At 65.8% G+C, this 18,069-nt stretch carries 19 protein-coding genes; 8 read left to right on the top strand and 11 right to left on the bottom strand.

Annotated features, from left to right (window positions below; all coding sequences use genetic code 11):
• The 5 genes from aac(6') to VA599_RS08360 form a co-directional block, all read right to left on the bottom strand.
• A complete protein-coding gene (aac(6'), locus tag VA599_RS08380) occupies nt 1–441 on the bottom strand; it encodes an aminoglycoside 6'-N-acetyltransferase (protein WP_021474944.1) in 441 nt (146 codons plus the stop codon).
• On the bottom strand, nt 438–1,748 hold the full coding sequence (locus VA599_RS08375; RefSeq protein WP_021474945.1) for a hemolysin family protein: 1,311 nt from the start codon (nt 1,746–1,748) through the stop codon (nt 438–440). The genes aac(6') and VA599_RS08375 overlap by 4 nt, the downstream gene beginning before the upstream one ends.
• An 80-nt stretch (nt 1,749–1,828) precedes the next feature.
• Nucleotides 1,829–2,554, bottom strand: a complete 726-nt coding sequence (locus tag VA599_RS08370; RefSeq protein WP_346788241.1) for a uracil-DNA glycosylase — start codon at nt 2,552–2,554, stop codon at nt 1,829–1,831.
• Nucleotides 2,555–2,699: 145 nt separating this feature from the next.
• Nucleotides 2,700–3,026, bottom strand: a complete 327-nt coding sequence (locus tag VA599_RS08365; protein WP_104945755.1) for a rhodanese-like domain-containing protein — start codon at nt 3,024–3,026, stop codon at nt 2,700–2,702.
• 2 nt (nt 3,027–3,028) lie between these two features.
• Nucleotides 3,029–3,688, bottom strand: a complete 660-nt coding sequence (locus tag VA599_RS08360; RefSeq protein ID WP_021474948.1) for a protein-L-isoaspartate O-methyltransferase family protein — start codon at nt 3,686–3,688, stop codon at nt 3,029–3,031.
• A gap of 364 nt (nt 3,689–4,052) precedes the next feature.
• On the opposite strand from VA599_RS08360, the gene thiC reads away from it, so the two are divergent.
• The 4 genes from thiC (at nt 4,053) to VA599_RS08340 (ending at nt 8,471) form a co-directional block, all read left to right on the top strand.
• The gene (thiC, locus tag VA599_RS08355; RefSeq protein WP_429838608.1) at nt 4,053–5,927 is read left to right on the top strand and encodes a phosphomethylpyrimidine synthase ThiC; all 1,875 of its coding nucleotides are present in this window, start codon (nt 4,053–4,055) and stop codon (nt 5,925–5,927) included.
• Nucleotides 5,928–6,025: 98 nt separating this feature from the next.
• A complete protein-coding gene (locus VA599_RS08350; RefSeq protein ID WP_021474950.1) occupies nt 6,026–6,754 on the top strand; it encodes a sporulation protein in 729 nt (242 codons plus the stop codon).
• A 103-nt stretch (nt 6,755–6,857) separates the two neighbouring features.
• On the top strand, nt 6,858–7,097 hold the full coding sequence (locus VA599_RS08345) for a DUF2789 domain-containing protein (protein WP_104948020.1): 240 nt from the start codon (nt 6,858–6,860) through the stop codon (nt 7,095–7,097).
• Nucleotides 7,098–7,343: 246 nt separating this feature from the next.
• Nucleotides 7,344–8,471: a GGDEF domain-containing protein gene (locus VA599_RS08340; RefSeq protein WP_021474952.1), complete on the top strand. Its 1,128-nt coding sequence runs from the start codon at nt 7,344–7,346 to the stop codon at nt 8,469–8,471.
• Here the strand turns inward: VA599_RS08340 and VA599_RS08335 are convergent.
• The 3 genes from VA599_RS08335 to VA599_RS08325 all read right to left on the bottom strand — a co-directional run bounded on the left by VA599_RS08335 (nt 8,468) and on the right by VA599_RS08325 (nt 10,621).
• Nucleotides 8,468–9,592 (bottom strand): GGDEF domain-containing protein, encoded by a 1,125-nt coding sequence (locus VA599_RS08335; RefSeq protein ID WP_346788239.1) that lies wholly within the window; start codon nt 9,590–9,592, stop codon nt 8,468–8,470. The two genes, VA599_RS08340 and VA599_RS08335, sit on opposite strands and share 4 nt — an antisense overlap.
• Before the next feature lie 67 nt (nt 9,593–9,659).
• Nucleotides 9,660–10,229, bottom strand: coding sequence for a PTS sugar transporter subunit IIA (locus VA599_RS08330; RefSeq protein WP_346788238.1), 570 nt, complete (start codon nt 10,227–10,229; stop codon nt 9,660–9,662).
• A 98-nt stretch (nt 10,230–10,327) separates the two neighbouring features.
• Complete coding sequence (locus VA599_RS08325; protein WP_021474955.1) at nt 10,328–10,621, bottom strand: hypothetical protein; 294 nt, start codon at nt 10,619–10,621, stop codon at nt 10,328–10,330.
• Between the two features lie 152 nt (nt 10,622–10,773).
• On the opposite strand from VA599_RS08325, the gene VA599_RS08320 reads away from it, so the two are divergent.
• Nucleotides 10,774–11,133: an EthD family reductase gene (locus tag VA599_RS08320; RefSeq protein ID WP_021474956.1), complete on the top strand. Its 360-nt coding sequence runs from the start codon at nt 10,774–10,776 to the stop codon at nt 11,131–11,133.
• Between the two features lie 56 nt (nt 11,134–11,189).
• Here the strand turns inward: VA599_RS08320 and VA599_RS08315 are convergent, their stop codons facing one another.
• Nucleotides 11,190–12,398: a winged helix-turn-helix domain-containing protein gene (locus tag VA599_RS08315; RefSeq protein WP_346788237.1), complete on the bottom strand. Its 1,209-nt coding sequence runs from the start codon at nt 12,396–12,398 to the stop codon at nt 11,190–11,192.
• 130 nt (nt 12,399–12,528) lie between these two features.
• Here VA599_RS08315 and VA599_RS08310 point away from each other — a divergent pair, with 130 nt between their 5' ends.
• Nucleotides 12,529–12,900: a VOC family protein gene (locus VA599_RS08310; protein ID WP_346788236.1), complete on the top strand. Its 372-nt coding sequence runs from the start codon at nt 12,529–12,531 to the stop codon at nt 12,898–12,900.
• A gap of 189 nt (nt 12,901–13,089) precedes the next feature.
• Entirely contained in the window at nt 13,090–13,497 is a 408-nt protein-coding gene (locus VA599_RS08305) for an ester cyclase (protein WP_021474959.1), read from the top strand.
• A gap of 10 nt (nt 13,498–13,507) precedes the next feature.
• Here VA599_RS08305 and VA599_RS08300 read toward each other — a convergent pair whose 3' ends face one another.
• Together VA599_RS08300 and pyk are read right to left on the bottom strand one after the other, a co-directional pair.
• A complete protein-coding gene (locus VA599_RS08300; protein ID WP_346788235.1) occupies nt 13,508–14,275 on the bottom strand; it encodes a substrate-binding periplasmic protein in 768 nt (255 codons plus the stop codon).
• A 109-nt stretch (nt 14,276–14,384) separates the two neighbouring features.
• Nucleotides 14,385–15,791: a pyruvate kinase gene (gene pyk / locus VA599_RS08295; protein ID WP_021474961.1), complete on the bottom strand. Its 1,407-nt coding sequence runs from the start codon at nt 15,789–15,791 to the stop codon at nt 14,385–14,387.
• Between the two features lie 745 nt (nt 15,792–16,536).
• On the opposite strand from pyk, the gene glpK reads away from it, so the two are divergent.
• Nucleotides 16,537–18,039 (top strand): glycerol kinase GlpK, encoded by a 1,503-nt coding sequence (gene glpK, locus VA599_RS08290; protein ID WP_021474962.1) that lies wholly within the window; start codon nt 16,537–16,539, stop codon nt 18,037–18,039.
• The last annotated feature ends 30 nt before the right edge of the window (nt 18,040–18,069 follow it).

Raw genomic sequence — 18,069 nt, 5'->3', positions numbered from 1 at the left:
TTACAGCGCCATCCGGTAGAACACCACGCGCTCGGTTTCCTCGAAGCCCAGGCCCAGGTGCGCTTGCTGTGAGACCAGATTGTCGAGGCCGGTGTCGGAGGCCAGCTCGGCGCAGCCGCGGCGGATGGCCCAGTTCTTGGCCGCAGCCAGCAGCAGGGCCGCCATGCCGGCGCGCCTATGCTCCGGCGCCACGTACAGGCCTTCGACGAAGGCCACCGGCGAGCTGGAGGTGCCGTTGACGTAATCGACGCGCAGCGCGAGCTCGATCAGGCCGACGGCGTCTCCGCGGCCATCGAGCGCGACAAAGGCGGCGCAGCGGCGGACATCGGCGCTCTGGGCGTCGATTTCCTCCTGGTGTCTATCTAGCGGGCAGTGCGGCCACAGCGCGGCGCGCAGGGCCAGCCAGGCGTCGGGACGGGAGGCGGCGGGGACGACGTTCATATCGACTCGAACTCCGGCTGCGGCAGGTGATGGCGCTGCACCAGGATCTTGTCTACCCGGGTGCGGTCCATGTCCACCACCTCGAAGCTGAAGCCGTTCCATTCGAACCGGTCGGTGACGCTGGGCACGCGGCCCAACTGGTGCAGGATCACGCCGGCCAGGGTGTGGATGTTGCCGCCGGCCTCGCCGGGCAACTGAGCCTCCAGCTCGAAGAACTCGCGGAAATGCTCCAGCGACACCATGCCGTCCACCAGCCAGCTGCCATCCTCTCTCTGCACGATCTCGTCGCTTTCGCCGCCAATGGCTGGCAGGTCGCCGACGATGGCTTCCATCACGTTGTTGATCGACACCAGGCCCTCCAGCTCGCCGTATTCGTCCACCACCAGCGCGCTGTGGCTGCGCGCCTGCTTGAACTGCTCCAGCAATTGCATCAGCGAGCAGGTGGACGGCACGTACAACGGCGGCGACAGCTCGGCGGCGAAGTCCAGCGGCTCGCCGCGCAGCAGGCGGTCCAGCAGGGTCTTGGCGTTGAGCACGCCTATCACTTGGTCGGTGTCGCCGCGGCAGACCGGAAAATGGCTGAATGGATAGGCCAGCAACAGCTCGCGATTGCGTTCCGGTCCGTCTTCCAGGTCCAGGATCACCACGTCCTTGCGCGGCGTCATCACCGCCGACGCCTTGCGGTTGTCCAGGCGGAAGATGTTTTCCACCAGTTCCTGTTCGGCGCGGTCGAACACGCCTTCGTCGGCGCCCTGTTCCATCAGCGTGCGGATCTCGTCTTCGGTGATCGACGGCTCGTCGCTCTTCTTGGCGCCCAAGAGGCGCAGCAGGCCGTCGGTGACGCGGCTGAACACCTGCACCAGCGGGCCGCTGGCGCGCGACAGCAGCAGCATCGGCCGCGCCAGCGCCATCGCCACCCGTTCCGGGTTCAGCAGTGCCAGCCGCTTGGGCACCAGTTCGCCCAGGATCAGCGACAGCGTGGTGATGAACAGCACCATCAGCGCCACCGACAGCGGCTTGCTGTACGGCGCCAGCAGCGGCACGTCCAGCAGCGCGCTGCGGAGATGCTCGGACAGCGCCGCTTCGCCGTAGACGCCGGACAGGATGCTGATCGAAGTGATGCCGATCTGGACGGTGGACAGGAAGCGGGTGGGCTCGGAAGCCAGCGCCAGCGCGGCGCGGGCGCCCTTGTGGCCGTCTTCGGCCTTTTGCAGCAGCCTGACCTTGCGCGAGGAGACGATGGCGATCTCGGCCATCGCGAACACGGCGTTCAACAGGATCAGGCCCAGCAGCAGCAGGATTTCCACGATGAGAGCGGGGGAGTGGAGGAGCTACTAGCTTAGGGCAAGCGGCCCGCCGCGGAAAGCGGCGCGGCGGCGGCGGCGTTTCAGAACAGCGTGTTTTGCGCGGCGGGAGCCGCTTCCCAGCGCACCGGCTGGCGGCCGCGGGCGATCAGCCAGGCGTTGACCTGGGAAAAGTGGCGGCAGCCGTGGAAGCCGCGGCTGGCGGACAAAGGCGAGGGGTGGGCGGCGGTCAGCACCAGATGGCGGCTGGTGTCGATGCGTTCGGCCTTGGTCTGCGCCCAATTGCCCCACAGCAGGAACACGCAGCCGGGGTTGTCGCGGTTGACGGCGTCGATCAGCGCGTCGCTGACTGGCTGCCAGCCAAACTTGCCGTGGCTGCCGGCCTTGTCCCGTTCGACGGTGAGCACGCTGTTGAGCAGCAACACGCCCTGCTGCGCCCAGTGGCTGAGGTCGCCGCAGGCGGGAATGCCGTGGCCGAGGTCGGCCGCCAGCTCCTTGTAGATGTTGCGCAGGGACGGCGGCACGCGCGCGCCGTCTGGCACCGAAAACGACAGGCCCATCGCCTCGCCGTCGCCGTGGTAGGGGTCCTGGCCCAGGATCACCACCTTGACGTCGGCCGGCGCGGCGAAGGTCAGCGCGTTGAACACCTGGGGCGGGGGCGGAAACAGCGTCTTGCCGTCGCCTTGCTGCAGGACCAGCTGGCGGTCGATTTCGGCCAGACGGGCGGCGATGGCGGGTTGGCCCAGCACCTTTTCCCAGGCGGGGTGGACGCGGGCGAGGGCGGGAGCGAGGTAGGTCAGAGAAGACATATCGGGTTCTTTGCTATGGATCGCCAGGCGGTTAACGTGGCTTGGAAAGATGGCTGCGCGATTCGTTCCAAAACAAAACACCGCCCGGGGGCGGTGTTTGCAGGGCGCGTCGCGTCAGAGGGGCGACGAACCGTCCAGTCCAGCATCAATACCGGGCGACGGCCGGGTCTACCTGGGTCGACCAGGCGTCGATGCCGCCCTGCAGATTGATCACGTTCTCGAAGCCGGCGTTCAGCAGGAACAGCGCCACCTGGGCGCTGCGCATGCCGTGGTGGCAGATGGCGACGATGGGCGCGTCGTCCGGCAGCTCGCTCATCCGGATCGGGATCAGATTCATCGGGATGTGCACGCTGCCTTCGATGTGCGCCAGCTGGTATTCCCAGCCTTCGCGCACGTCCAGCAGCACCGGGCGCGCGGCCTGCGGGTCGGCCAGCTGCGCCGCCAGCGCCGGAGCGGTGATTTCGCGCAGCATGATCAGAAGCTGAAACGGGCGGGTTCAACCGCCTCGAATTTCTGCAGCCGCTCGACACAGGTCTCGAACAGCGCGGTTTCGCGGAAGCTGGTGTCGGTTTCGCGCTCGATCAGCTTGCAAGCCATCACCGGCAGATCGCCGGCCACCAGGATCAGGCGGCCGCCGACGGCCAGCTGGTCCTTCAGTTCTTGCGGGACTACCGGCAGCGAGCCGCCGACGACGATCACGTCGTAAGGCGCTTGCTCGGCCAGGCCCAGCACGCCGTCGCCCTCGACCAGGGTGGCGTTGGCAACGCCGGCCTTTTTCAGGTTGGCGGCCGCGCGTTCCTTCTGCGCCGGATCGATTTCCACGCTCACCACCTGCTTGCCCATCTTGGCCAGCAGCGCGGTCAGGTAGCCGCTGCCGGTGCCGATTTCCAGAATCTTGTCGCTCGGCTGGATGGCGGCGTCCTGCACCAGGCGCGCTTCCATCTTGGGCTGCAGCATCTTGCTGCCGTTGGGCAGCGGCAGTTCGGTGTCGACGAAGGCCAGCTGGCGCTGATTGTCGGCGACGAAGTCCTCGCGTTTCACGTGAAACAGCAGATCCAGCACGTTGGTATCCAGAACATCCCACGGACGAATCTGCTGTTCGACCATGTTGAAACGGGTTTTTTCGAAATCCATCAACTTAAACTCCGGAGGGCTGGGAGTCCGCTCCGCCCATGGAGGACAGCGTCGGCGGCAAGGACTCGAGTGATGACGATAACTTGCGATTATCCCATATTTGCCTTACCTTCACACGGCATCGCTAGGGGTCCTGCGCCTGGCGTTCGGCGCAGATGGCTACCAAAGTGTAGGCCATGGCGCCGGATGACGGAGCGCGGGTGAGAAATACCCTTGGAACCTGACCCGGATAATACCGGCGTAGGGAAGCGTCACCTGCCCGCCATGGCCACGCCATACCCGCAGCCGGCCCGTCCGGACCGCTCCTTGCGCCGCTTCATCGCTTTTGGAGACCCGCCCGATGAACGCGCCCGTGAACAAACAGATGGTGGTGGACGCCGCCGCCATCCAGCCTTTGCCCAATTCCCGCAAGATTTATGTAGCAGGCAGCCGCCCGGACATTCAAGTGCCGATGCGCGAGATTCGCCAGGCCGACACGCCGACCCAATTCGGCGGCGAGAAAAATCCGCCCATCTTCGTTTACGACACCAGCGGCCCTTATAGCGATCCGGCCGCCCGCATCGACATCCAGAGCGGCCTCGCGCCCTTGCGCGCCGCCTGGATCGCCGAGCGCGGCGACTGCGAGCGGCTCCCCGGCCTGTCCAGCGAATATGGCCGCGCCCGCGAGGCCGACCCCAGGCTGGCCGAGCTGCGCTTCAATTTGCAGCGCAAGCCGCGCCGCGCCAAGGCCGGCGGCAACGTCAGCCAGATGCACTACGCGCGCCGGGGCATCGTCACGCCGGAAATGGAGTTTGTCGCCATCCGCGAGAACCTGAACCGCCGCGCCTATGTGGAATCGCTGAAGGCCGCCGGCAACCAGCGGCTGCTGGATCTGATGACGCGCCAGCATGCCGGGCAAAGCTTCGGCGCCCAGCTGCCGGAAGAGATCACGCCGGAATTCGTGCGCCAGGAAGTGGCCGCCGGCCGCGCCATCATCCCGGCCAACATCAACCACCCGGAATCCGAGCCCATGATCATCGGCCGCAACTTTCTGGTGAAAATTAACGGCAATATCGGCAATAGCGCGGTAACGTCGTCGATCAGTGAGGAAGTGGACAAAATGACCTGGGGCACCCGCTGGGGTGCGGATACCATCATGGACCTGTCCACCGGCAAGAACATCCACGAAACCCGCGAGTGGATTCTGCGCAACAGCCCGGTGCCGATCGGCACCGTGCCCATCTACCAGGCGTTGGAAAAGGTGAACGGCAAGGCCGAGGATCTGACTTGGGAAATCTTCCGCGACACGCTGATCGAGCAGGCCGAGCAGGGCGTCGACTACTTCACCATCCATGCCGGCGTGCGCTTGGCCTACGTGCCGATGACCGCCGGCCGGATGACCGGCATCGTGTCGCGCGGCGGCTCCATCATGGCCAAGTGGTGTCTTGCGCATCACCGCGAGAATTTCCTCTACACCCACTTTGAAGAGATCTGCGAAATCATGAAGGCCTACGATGTGGCCTTCAGCCTGGGCGACGGCCTGAGGCCGGGCTCAGCCTGGGACGCCAACGACGAGGCGCAGCTGTCGGAGCTGAAAACCCTGGGCGAGCTGACCGAGATCGCCTGGAGGCACGACGTGCAGGTGATGATTGAAGGCCCCGGACACGTGCCGATGCAGCTGATCAAAGAGAATATGGACAAGGAGCTGGAATGGTGCCGCGAAGCGCCCTTCTACACCCTGGGGCCGTTGACCACCGACATCGCGCCCGGCTACGACCACATCACTTCGGCCATCGGCGCCGCGCAGATCGGCTGGTACGGCACCGCGATGCTGTGCTACGTGACGCAGAAAGAACACCTGGGTCTGCCGAACAAGAACGACGTCAAGGAAGGCATCATCACCTACAAGCTGGCGGCGCACGCGGCGGATCTGGCCAAGGGCCATCCCGGCGCGCAGATCCGCGACAACGCGCTGTCCAAGGCGCGCTTCGAATTCCGCTGGGAAGACCAGTTCAACCTGGGGCTGGACCCGGACAAGGCGCGCGATTTCCACGACGAGACGCTGCCGAAAGACAGCGCCAAGGTCGCGCACTTCTGCTCGATGTGCGGTCCGCACTTCTGCAGCATGAAGATTACCCAGGACGTGCGCGAATACGCGGCCAGCCAGGGCATAGGCGAGCAGGACGCGCTGCGCGAGGGGATGCGGGAAAAGTCGATCGAGTTCGTCAAAGGCGGCAGCAAGCTGTATGGCAAGGTCTGATCAATAGGTCAATTTTGGTATTTTTATGATTTTTTTGGCATAAAATGTCATCGGGTCGGCTTGTGAGCCGGCCCGTTTTTCATTTGGATCGCCAAAACATGCTGAAATCGTTTTTTGCCGCCGCGGAGACCGGCGGCGCCACTGTGGCCACCCGCCTGTCGAACCCGCGCCTGCAGTCCGGCGAAACGCTGCGCGGAGAGGTGAGGGTCTGCGGCGGAGCGGTCGACCAGCGCATCGCCAAAATAGAATTGCTGCTGCTGGCCGAGGCCGCAGGCGAGCGCGGCGGGGAAACCCTGTTGCTGGCCAGCCTGCCGGTCAGCGGCCCATGCCGGATTCCGGCCGGCTGCGAATGGCGCTTGCCGTTTCTGCTGCCCTTGCCGGAGGCGACGCCGGTCAATTGCCACCCGGCCCTGGGCGGCGAGCCGCTGGTGTGGGTCCATACCGACCTGGCCTTGGGCCAAGCGCGGGACGCCGGCGACAGCGACCGGCTGCAGGTGCTGCCGCCGCCGCGCATGGAAGCCTTGTTGCAGGCGTTTTCCCGGCTGGGCTGGGAGTTGGCGGGCGCTGGGGTGGAAGCCGGCATCGCCTATGTCGGCGGCGTCGCCGGCTCGCTGGGCTGCTATCAGGAATTGGAGCTGAGGCCGCGCGACGCCGGCTGGAACTGGAGCCAGATCCGGCTGACCCTGGTTCCCGACAGCCATGGGGTTGTCCATGTATGGATGGAAATCGCCGGCGATGGCCGCGACTATTGCCTGAGCCTGAGAATGGAGCCGGGTTGGGAGGCGGTGGACTGGACGGCGGAGATTCGCGCCAGGTTGGGCTTGTAAGCGCGGAAAACCGGCCGATGGGGCTGATTAGGCGTTCGCCGCGGAACAGAGGCGGCGGCGGGGGTCTAGCATGAGGAGGTGAAGCCAGCTTAGGGAGTCGATGATGGACACCAGCAATCATTTGTTGCCCGGCCTGTTTCGCCAGCTGGGCTTGCCGGACGAGCCCGCCGCCATCCGGGCCTTCATCTCCAGCCACCCGCTGCCGCCGCGCGTCGCCTTGGCCGATGCGCCGTTCTGGACGCCTGCCCAGGCCGCCTTCTTGTGTCAGGCGCTGGAGTGCGACGCCGAGTGGAGCGAGGCGGCGGACGAGTTGGCGGTGCTGCTGCAGCAGGGCGAGGGCTGACGATTGTGGATAAACCCGCTGATGGGCGGCGGCTTGTGGATAAGTCGCCGATCGCCTGTTTCCTTTTTCTGAGCTTAGAGGCCGCGCGGGAGTTGGGCGCTGGACAGGCTGGACGCCAAGGCCGTGCCGGCGCCGGTCCTGAGTGGACAGATGGCCAGTTTCGCCGCGGAGAAGGTAGTTGCCGGGATTGAATAGCGGCAAACCGGCATATAGCTTTAAGAGAATATCGTCGTCCTGGGGAACGGGATGAAACAGACCGATCAGACCCTGCTGGAACAGTTGCGGATCACCGAGTTCGAGATCGAGCAGCGCAAGCATCTGTTCGCGCTGGAGCCGCGCGACGAAATGCTGTTGCGCGCCGCCGGCAACCTGGTGGAGTCGCATCTGGAAGAGCTGGTGACGCGTTTTTACGAGCTGCAGACCAGCACGCCGGAGATCGCGCTCTTGATCGGCGACGCCGACACCCTGCAACGGCTGCGCGCGGCGCAGCGCCGCTACGTGGTGGACCTGTTCAGCGGCATTTACGATCTGGAATACGTCAACATCCGCTTGCGCATCGGTCTGGTGCACAAGCGCATCGGCGTGGAGCCCAAGCTGTACCTGGCGGCGGTGGATTCGCTGAAGTTCCTGCTGGCGGAAAAGCTCACCGAGCTGATCCCCGAGTCTGATGTGCGGCTGCATACGCTGCTGGCGTTGGACAAGCTGATGATGTTCGACGTGGCGCTGGTGTTCGAGACCTATATCCGCAGCCTGGTGGCCGAGATCGAAACCTCGCGCAACAAGTCCGAACAATACGCGCGCGCGCTGGAGGAAAAGGTGGCGACGCGCACCCGCCAGCTGGAGGAGCTATCGCGCACCGATCCGCTGACCGGCCTGCTCAACCGCCGCTATCTGGACGAGACGCTGACCCGGATGCTGCGCAGCGCGCAGCGCCGCTACGAAAAGGTGGCTCTGGTGTATCTGGACGTCGACGATTTCAAGCTGCTCAACGACAGCGAGGGCCACCAGCGCGGCGACGAGGTGCTGCGCATGCTGGGCGAAATCATCGGCCGCACTACCCGCCTCGAGGACGGCTGCTTCCGCTACGGCGGCGACGAATTCTGCATCGTGCTGCCCAATTGCGACCGCAAGCAGGCGGAGGAGGTGTTTCTCGCCCGCCTGAACGAGGAGTTGGCGGCTGTTCTGCCCGGCCTGACCCTGAGCGCGGGCTGTTCGGAAACCGGGCCCGATGATTTCGTGCTGCCGGAAGAGCTGTTGGGCAAGGCCGACCAGCGCATGTATGAGATGAAGCAACGCCACCGGATGGAGGTGGCCGCCGGTCCGGGCAAGACCGGCGAGCAAGCCAGCGTAGATCAGCCCATTGTCGGCCGCTAGAGCCGGCGCACCTGGTCGCGCCCCGACTGCTTGGCCAGATACAGGGCCTGGTCGGCCTTCTGCTGGGCGTCGGCGAAGTCCTGCTGCCGGCAATGCCATTCATGCACGCCGGCTGAGAACGCGCAGCGCAGTTCCGGCTGCTTGGGCAGCGGCGCCAACTGGCGGAAGGCCTGCAGCAGCCGCTCCGTCGCCAGCACCCCGTCCTCGATGTCCGCGTCCGGCATCAGCAGGCAGAACTCCTCGCCGCCATAGCGGATCAGCATGTCGTTGTCGCGGATGCCGCCCCGCAGCACGGCGGCCAGCACCTGCAGCACCGCGTCGCCGGCCGGATGGCCGTAGCGGTCGTTGACCGACTTGAAATGGTCGATGTCCAGCATCACGACGCAGACGCGCTCCACCGACGCTTCCAGCGTGCGCAGCCAGTATTGCAGCGCGCGGCGGTTGCCGGCGCCGGTCAGCGGGTCGAAGTTGGCCGCGTCCTCCAGCCGGTTGTGCTGGCGCTGCAGCACGATGTTGAGGAAGCCGACCGCGCCGCACACCTGGGCGGCGGCGGCGAAAGCCAGCGCCAACTGGTGCAGCTGGTCCAGGCTGTCCGGCGCAATGGCGGTTTGCAGCCGGAGGTAGAAATCGCTGGCGTCGCGCCAGACGAACAGCAGCGCGCCCAGCAGGAACAGCAGCGCGGTGGGGCTGAAGCGGTTGCGGCTGACCAGCCGCTCGGCGCGCTGGTACAGCCAGGCCGCGGCCAGGTAGAGCAGTGGAATCTCGGCGCTTTCCAGCATCAGCATCAGCGGGCGGTAGGGCAGCAGCTTGTCCAGCGTGGAAACCAGGCCGACGGCCAGCCACAGCCAGTTGGGCGGCTTCAACCCGGTGACGCGGGCGATGATGGTCAGCTGCAGCGCGATGCCGGCGTTGCTCATGCCGCTGCCCAGCGCCAGCCGCAGCATCTCTCCCTTGCCGGGCTCGACATAGCCTTCCACCAGCATGCCGGCGGCCAGCAGCAGCGAGGCCTGCAGCCAGCGGCGCCGAGCCCGGATGAGGTCGGAGCGCACGCTGTGCTGCCAGGTGATGAGACCGATGCTGGCGACCGCCAGCGAAACCATGATCAGCAGGGAATTGGACATGCGCGCCTATTGCGGAAGGATGAAACCATCGTCTCATCCTAGCAAAGGGGTTTTCGCGCTGTCACGGTCAGAAGCGGGCTGTCACCTTGCGACGCACGCTGTAATCGGGCCGCAGGCTGGCTTCGGCGTCGAGGAAATAGCGGTTGCTGTCCAGCATGAAATGCGGATCGTTGCTGGGCTCGGGGTCGGACCAGCGCTGGAACAGGCTGTCCACCTGGCCGGGAAGGCGGCAGGCCGCCAGCTCGGAGCGGAACGGGCGCTCGCCGAAGACGCGGGCGATCTCCGCCAGCAGCTGCAGGTGCGGGGCGCGAGTGTCGCGCGGCAGCAGCAAGACCAGCAGGCTGTGCACCGGCTCTCCGTCCAGCGCGTCGAAATCCAGCCCCCGCTTCAGGCCGAGAAACAGCGCGCGCACGTCGGCCAGGCCGGCGATGCGCGCGTGCGGCAGCGCCAGGCCGTGGCCCAGCGCCGTGCTGCCGGTTTCCTCGCGCTGCTGCAGCGCGGCCTGCAGCGCCGGCGCGTTCAGCGCGTGGCGCTGGCCCAGTTGGCGGGCGGCGTATTCGAACAACTGGCGCTTATCCGATATGTCGACGTCCAGCAGGATGTCGCTGCCGCGGCAGATGTCGGCCAGGGTTTGCATGGACCTTCTCCTGTGTGGTGGATGCAGGCTCATGCTAGGTCGGCGTGTCTAAATTGAATCTAAATAAACGGCGGCCGGACATCAAAATCTTGTTAACGCTATTCTTTCTTCGGCAGGATGGCGCCCTTGAGCGCCGACGCCTGTTCCTTCAGCTTGTCCACCTGCTGTTGCACCTCGGGATTTTGGGCGGCGGCGGAGGCGGCCAGCTTGGCCGCGCCGATCGCGGCGCTGGCCTGGTCCTTCAGCTGGCCGAGCGGCGCGCTGGCGCTGTCCACGCCCTGGTGCACGCTGCCGATGGCGGCCGACGCGGCCTGCTGCAGCTGGGTGGTTTGTTGCTGGTTGCAGCCGGCGAGCAACAGCGCGCTGCCGGCGGCGAGCATCACGATACGCATGGTTTTGTCCTAAACGGTGAAAGATGCTGTTAAAGAGCGGGGCAAGGGGGAGCAAGTTCCATTTTGTCGGACAACCAGCCCGGAATGACATTGGCAATGCGGGCGTTTGGGTTTAAGTTGTCGTCTCCCCCTTTACCGCCACGGAGTCCCGGATGATCACCGTCAGCGTCACCTATCCCCAGCGCGCCGGCGCGCGTTTCGATTTCGACTACTATCTGCGGCAGCACATGCCGATGGTGCAGCAACTGTTGGGCAATGCCCTGAAGGGCGCGAGGGTGGACCGCGGCTTGTCCGGCGCCGAGCCCGGCAGCGCGCCCGATTACGTCGCGCAGGCGACGCTGCTGTGCGAATCGACGGAGGCTTTCCAGCAGGCCTTCGGCCCGGTGGCCGCGCGCATCATGGGCGACATTCCCAATTACACCGACATCCAGCCGGTCATCCAGTACAACGAGGTGGCGCTGTGGGACGAGCGCCAGCCCGGCGTCAGCGGCTGGTACGCCAACGCGCAATAGGCGCTAGCAGCCTGTTCCGAAGTCTCGCCGACGCGCAGCGGGCATTGAACAGGTTCTCAGGCCAGGATGCGCGCGGCCAGGTCTCCCGGGGCCTGGCCGATGGCCAGCCGCGGCGCGCCGTGCCAGGCGGCCATCCGGCAGAGCGCGGCGGACAGGTCGTCGGCCAGCCGCTGGCTGACGCGCGCTCCCGGCTCCAGGTGCAGCGACTTGACCTCGAACACGCCTTCCTTGCGGTGGGCCTTGGCGTCCAGCCGGCCCACCAGCTTGCCGCGATTGAGGATGGGCAGGGTGAAATAGCCGTAGCGGCGTTTGGGCGCCGGCGTGTAGCACTCGATCTTGTAATCGAAATCGAACAGCTCCAGCGCGCGCTTGCGGTCCCACACCAGCGGGTCGAACGGCGACAGGATGGCGGTGTTGCCGCTGTTGAGCTTGTCGGCCGCGGCCAGTTCCAGCTCGGCGGCCAGGCTGGCGTGGACGAAGGCGTCGTGGCTCCAGCCTTCCACCCTCGCCGGGATCAGCTCGCCCTTGTCGGCCAGGCCGTGCAGCAGCTCGCCGTACGGCGCGCGCTTCAACCGGTAGTAGTCGGCCGCCCAGCCGGGCTTGACCACGCCCAGCGCGCGGCAGCTGTTGCGCACCATGTCCAGCTGCGCGTCTTCCGGCGACGGCAGGTCGCGCGCGTCGTCCCAGCCGGGCAATACCCGTTCGGCCAGGTCGTAGACGCGCTGGAACCCGCGCCGCTCCTTCACCATCAGCCGTCCCAGCGTGAACATCACTTCCAGGTGGCGCTTCTCCGGCTTCCAGTCCCACCAGCCGTTGCCCTTGCCGCCCTTGCGCTCGAAATCGGCCGAGCGCGCCGGGCCGTGGGCGCGGATGTGCTCGACGATGGCGTCGATGTCGGCGCGGTGTTGGTCCAGCCAGCGCTGCGAGTATTTCCAGCCCATGCTTTCGGCGTTCAGCATCCGGTGGCGCAGCAGCCGGTAGTCTTCCGTCGGCACGAAGCAGGCTTCGTGCGCCCAGTATTCGAACAGCGCGCCCTCGGCCAGCAACTGGTCCAGCCAGGCCGGGTCGTAGGCGCCGATGCGGCTGTACAGCACCAGGTAGGGGCTGCGGGCGACCACGCTGATGGTGTCGATCTGCAGCAGCGCCATGCGGCGGATGGCGGCCAGCGCGTCCGTCTTGGCCGCCTTGCGGCGCGGCGCGGCGAGCAGGCCCTGGGCGGCCAGTTGCAGGTGGCGGGCGTGTTGCAGCGATAGATGGAGGGTCATGGCCGAACCGGGAAGCGACGGGAAAAACGACTATACCAGCGGCGACCGTCGCCGTGTAATGCCGAAGGCATGACAAGCCGGCGCGCTTGTGGCAGGGTGGACAGTCCGTTTTCCATCCGGAGCAATGGCCATGATCAGCCATATCGACCACATCGTCCTGACCGTGCGCGACATTGAGGCGGCGGCGGCGTTCTACCAGCGCGCGCTGAAGCTGGAGGCGGTGACCTTCGGCAACGGCCGCCGCGCGCTGCGTTTCGGCAACCAGAAGATCAATCTGCAGTCATTGGGCCAGGAGACCCGCAATCATGCGGCGATCGGCTCCGGCGATCTGTGCCTGATCGCCGCCATCCCCCTGCCCGGAGTGATCGAGCATCTGAAGCGCGAGGGCGTGGCCATCGTCGAGGGGCCGATCACCCGCAGCGGCGCGATGGGCCCCATCACCTCGGTGTATTTCAAGGATCCGGACGGCAATCTGGTGGAAGTCAGCAGCTACAGTTTTTGATTCTCCGGACGGAAGGCCGCGCAGAGGGCGGAGGCGGGACAGGAACGATGCGGAATGGTTTGGATACTGTCTTTTTTATGTTATTGAAATGGTGTTGTGATTGTCGTTTAATTCAACGTCATTGCCGGGTAGCCGGCGATTCAACCCGGACGCCGGATGCATGCCGGCGCCCATTCCCAGGGCGATTTCATGGACAGCAGCAAAGCAGTGATTCAACGTTTCAACCGCGAGGTGATAGAGAACCGCGACATGGGGGCATTCGCCGAGTTGGTGGCGCCCGACTTCGTCAATCACTCGGCCCCGCCCGGCGTCCCCTCGGGGCCGGACGGTTTCGCCGGCTTCTTCACCGGCATGCTGCACCCGGCCTTGTCCGACATCCGCGTGCACATCCATGAGCAGATCGAGGAAAACGGCAAGGTGGTGACGCGCAAGACCATAGAAGCCACCCACACCGGCGCCTTCTTCGGCCAGGCCGCCAGCGGCAAGCGCATCGCCATCAACGCGATGGACATCGTGGTGGTGCGCGACGGCAAGTACGCCGAGCACTGGAGCTGCGCCGACCTGTACGGCGCGCTGGCCCAGATCCGCGGCGCCTGAGGCGGCGCGCTCAATCACTGCCGCGGGCGCTGAGGAAATCCCGCACCAGCTTGTCGTAGCTGCCGTCCTTGCGCATGCCCTCCAGCGCCAGGTCGAAGCGGGTCAGCAGCGCCTGCTGCTGCGAATGCTTGTTGATGGCGAGGTGGGAATGGTTGGCCGCCAGCGCTTCCGCCGACAGCGCGAAGCCATGGTAGCCGCCCTCCCGCAGCGCCAGCTGCAGCGGTTCGCGTATGCCCAGCACCACGTCCAGCCGGCCCAGCTTCAACTGCTGCAGATTCTGCTGGTCGCTGTCGCCGTCGAAGGCGGCGAACTTGCCGTCCTTGCGGGCCTGGTCGAATGCGTCGCCATAGCTCCAGCCGGCCATCACCCCCACTCTTTTGCCGTTCAGATCCTCCAGCCGGCGATAGGCTTGGCCGCCGGCGCGCGGGTAGGCCATGACCACCCGTTCGGTAAACAGCGGCTGGCTGAAGTCGAACAGCTTTTCCCGGCTGGCGGTCTTGATGATGCCGCCGGCGGCGGCGCTGCCGCCGCGCAATTCCTGCAGCGCCATGCGCCAGGATACGGCGCGAAGGGTGACGGCGATGCCGGCGCGTTCGCAGGCTTTGGCGACCAGCAGCGGGTAGAGCCCGGCCGCGCCCGGCTTGCCTGCGTACATCAGCGGCGGGTTGCTGGCGTCGAAGTCGACGATCAGGCCGGGCGGCTCGCCGGCGCGGCTGGCTAGGCAGGCGGTCAGCAACAGCAGCGACGCCAGCGCCTTGCGGAAAAACATCGGCCGCATCGGGACGGGCTCTTGGAGGTGGTCACTGTTGCAGCATAGTACCTGCGGCGGGCGGGCAAGAAAAAACGGAACCCGAGGGTTCCGTTGTCGCTGCCATGCCGGCCGAGTCTTACGGATAGACGATGCGCAAGAGATTGGTGGAGCCGGGGGTGCCGAAGGGCACGCCGGCGATGATCACCATCGGCTTGCCCTGCTCGGCCAGGCTGAGCTTGGTCGCGCAGAAGGTGGTTTTCACCACCATGTCTTCCAGGTTTTCGGCGTCCGGACCGTGGTAGGCGACCACGCCCCACACCAGCGTCAGCCGGCGCGCGGTTTCCAGCTTGGGCGAGATGCCCAGGATGGGGGTGGACGGGCGTTCGCGCGCCAGCGACAGACAGCTGGCGCCGCTGGTGGTGAAGGCGACGGCCACGGTGACCGGCAGCAGGGTGCTGACCTTGCGCACGCAGGCGGCGATGGCGTCGGTGCGGTCCGGCTCGTCGGCGGCGCTGTAGTCCAGCGCCATCACCTTGCGGTAGTCGGGCGCGCTTTCCACGCGGCGGATGATGCGGTCCATGATCTGCACCGCTTCCAGCGGATACTGGCCGGCGGCGGTCTCGGCCGACAGCATCACCGCGTCCGCGCCTTCGTAGACCGCGGTGGCCACGTCGTTGGCCTCGGCGCGGGTCGGCGTCGGCGCGGTGATCATCGATTCCAGCATCTGGGTGGCGACGATCACCGGGCGGCCCAGGTGGCGGCAGTGGTGGACGATGCGGCGCTGCGCCACCGGCACGTCTTCCGGCGGCAGCTCCACGCCCAGGTCGCCGCGCGCCACCATCACGCCGTCGGCCAGCGTGGCGATGGCTTCCAGATCGTCCACCGCCGACGGCTTCTCGATCTTGGCGACGATGCCGGCGCGCTTGCCGATGATGCCGCGCAGTTCCTTGACGTCGGCCGCGGTCTGGACGAAGGACATCGCCACCCAGTCGGCGCCTTCCTCCAGCGCGAACTCGGCGTCCTTGCGGTCCTTGTCGGTGATGGCCGACAGCGGCAGCACGGTGTTGGGCAGGTTGAAGCCCTTGTTGCTGGACAGCTCGCCGCCGACGGCGACGCGGGTGACGATGCGGCGCGGATGCATTTCCGTCACCTCGAACGCCAGCTTGCCGTCGTTGACTAGGATGCGGTGGCCGGGCTCCAGCGCTTCGAACGCTTCCGGATGCGGCAGGGTGGCGCGCTCGGCGCCGCCGTCGGTCTCGTCCAGCGTGAATTCGTAGCGGTCGCCGGTTTTCACCGTGGCCGGCTGCGGAAACTTGCCGATGCGCAGCTTGGGGCCCTGCAGGTCCACCAGCACGCCTATCGGGCGATCCAGCGCTTTCTCCGCGGCGCGGATGGCGGCCAGGCGGGCGCGATGGTCGTCATGGCTGCCGTGGCTCATATTGAGCCGGAAGATGTTGACCCCGGAACGGGCCAGTTCCAGGATTTTTTCCGGAGTGCTGGACGAGGGGCCGAGCGTGGCGAGTATTTTGGTGTTGCGAAGCATGACAGTCCTTTGCGGCCCATGCGGCCGAGTAGCTTGGAACCATTGCGTAATTCTTGCGGCGGGCGGTTGCCGGACGGGGCGCCGCGTCGCGTATCCGGTTGCGGCGATGATGCCATATCGCCGTTTTCGCTTTCTTGCGCTGGGTCGAATGCCCGGCGTTTCGCGCCGCGCGGCCCGTTGTGGAACCGGAGCCGGCCTTGCCGTTCATGCTGCCATATCTGCGTTGTAGCGGCAGGATTACGTGTTTGCGGCCATTTGTTGGCGAAACAACGTTTTGCGACGATGGTCTGATCGAAGCGTCCGCTTTTTAGTTTCGGTTATTTTCTTATTTTTTCGTTTTCATGCAAGCAGCTGTAGCGCATGCAAATGCTTGTTGCAGTGCGAAATAGGCGCTTTCCTCATCCATTTGTCCTGAAGCCTAGCCTGTTCTCGCCGCGAGGGCGGGAAAGGCGCGCTGCTTTTCCGGAACGGGGATGTGGAAATCGGCGCGTGTGAAAATGTAGCGCGGAGCTACATCTTTCAGTGAATTGATATTAAAGGATTTATTCTGTATCGCGCTGACGGCGATCTCTGGTTGCAGCGCGGAAAATGTATTTTTTTTTACCGGAAGATTGACAAGGTTCTGTTCGGGCCTAGAATTGTCCGCAAATAAAACGAACGTCATAAGCAAAAAAACAAACATTCGCGCAACGTCGACACCCAGGCATGTCCACCATGCCGCCTTACCGGCAAACAGGAGAAAGTCATGACCGATCAGTACGTGCTGGCCCTGGACCAGGGCACCACCAGTTCCCGCGCCATCCTATTCAACCGCGGCGGCGACATCGTGTCGCTGGCGCAGAAGGAATTCCGCCAAATCTATCCGCAGCCGGGCTGGGTCGAGCATGATCCGCAGGAAATCTGGGGCGGCCAGGTGGGCGTGGCCGCGGAAGCGGTGGCCAAGGCCGGCATCGACGGCCGCAGCATCGCCGCCATCGGCATCACCAACCAGCGCGAAACCACCATCGTCTGGGACCGCGAAACCGGCCAGCCGGTGTACAACGCCATCGTCTGGCAGGACCGCCGCACCGCCGAGTTCTGCGACGAGCTGAAGTCGCGCGGCCTCTCCGAGCTGATCCGCTCCAAGACCGGCTTGCTGGTCGACGCCTATTTCTCCGGCAGCAAGATCAAGTGGATTCTGGACAATGTGCCGGGCGCGCGCGATCGCGCCCGCGACGGCAAGCTGGCCTTCGGCACCGTCGACAGCTGGCTGATCTGGAACTTCACCCACGGCAAGGTGCACGTGACCGACGTGTCCAACGCCTCGCGCACCATGCTGTACAACATCCACACCCTGGAATGGGACGCCGAGCTCTTGGACATCATGGGCATCCCGGCCAGCATGCTGCCGGAAGTGAAAAGCTCCAGCGAAGTGTACGGCCACACCCACGCCGCCCACCTGGGCCGCGAAATCCCGATCGCCGGCGTGGCCGGCGACCAGCAGGCCGCGCTGTTCGGCCAGCAGTGCACCACGCCGGGCATGGTGAAGAACACCTACGGCACCGGCTGCTTCATGATGCTGAACACCGGCGACAAGCCGATCGAATCCAAGAACAATCTGCTGACCACCATCGCCTGGTCCGTGGACGGCAAGGTGCAGTACGCGCTGGAAGGCTCGATCTTCATCGGCGGCGCGGTGGTGAAATGGCTGCGCGACGGCCTGGGCATCATCCGCCACTCGGCCGACGTCGGCCCGCTGGCCCAGGAAGTGAAGGACAGCGACGGCGTCTACCTGGTGCCGGCCTTCGCCGGACTGGGCGCGCCGCACTGGAACGCCAGCGCCCGCGGCACCATCGTCGGCGCCACGCTGGGCACCAAGGCCGCCCACATCGCCCGCGCCGCGCTGGACAGCATCGCTTACCAGACCCGCGACGTGCTGAAGGCGATGGAAGCTGACGCCGGCATGAGCATCGCCGAGCTGCGCGTCGACGGCGGCGCCACCGTCAATGAGCTGCTGATGCAGTTCCAGTCCGACATTCTGGCCGTGAACGTGGTGCGCCCCAAGATCACCGAAACCACCGCGCTGGGCGCCGCCTACCTGGCCGGCCTGGCCGTCGGCTACTGGAAGAGCGTGGACGACATCCAGGGCCAATGGCAGTTGGACCGCCGCTTCCAGCCGGCGATGCCGGCCGGCGAAGTGGCCGCCAACGTCAAGGGCTGGCAACGCGCGGTCAATGCCGCCAAGGTGTGGGCCGACGACCAGGACTGACGGCGCGCGGGCCTGCCCGCTCCTAAGCGA

Source organism: Chromobacterium indicum (genome assembly GCF_039708975.1).
GTDB lineage: Bacteria > Pseudomonadota > Gammaproteobacteria > Burkholderiales > Chromobacteriaceae > Chromobacterium > Chromobacterium piscinae.
Note: the sequence above shows the minus strand (reverse complement) of the source record. Positions and strands in the feature narration are given on the sequence as shown.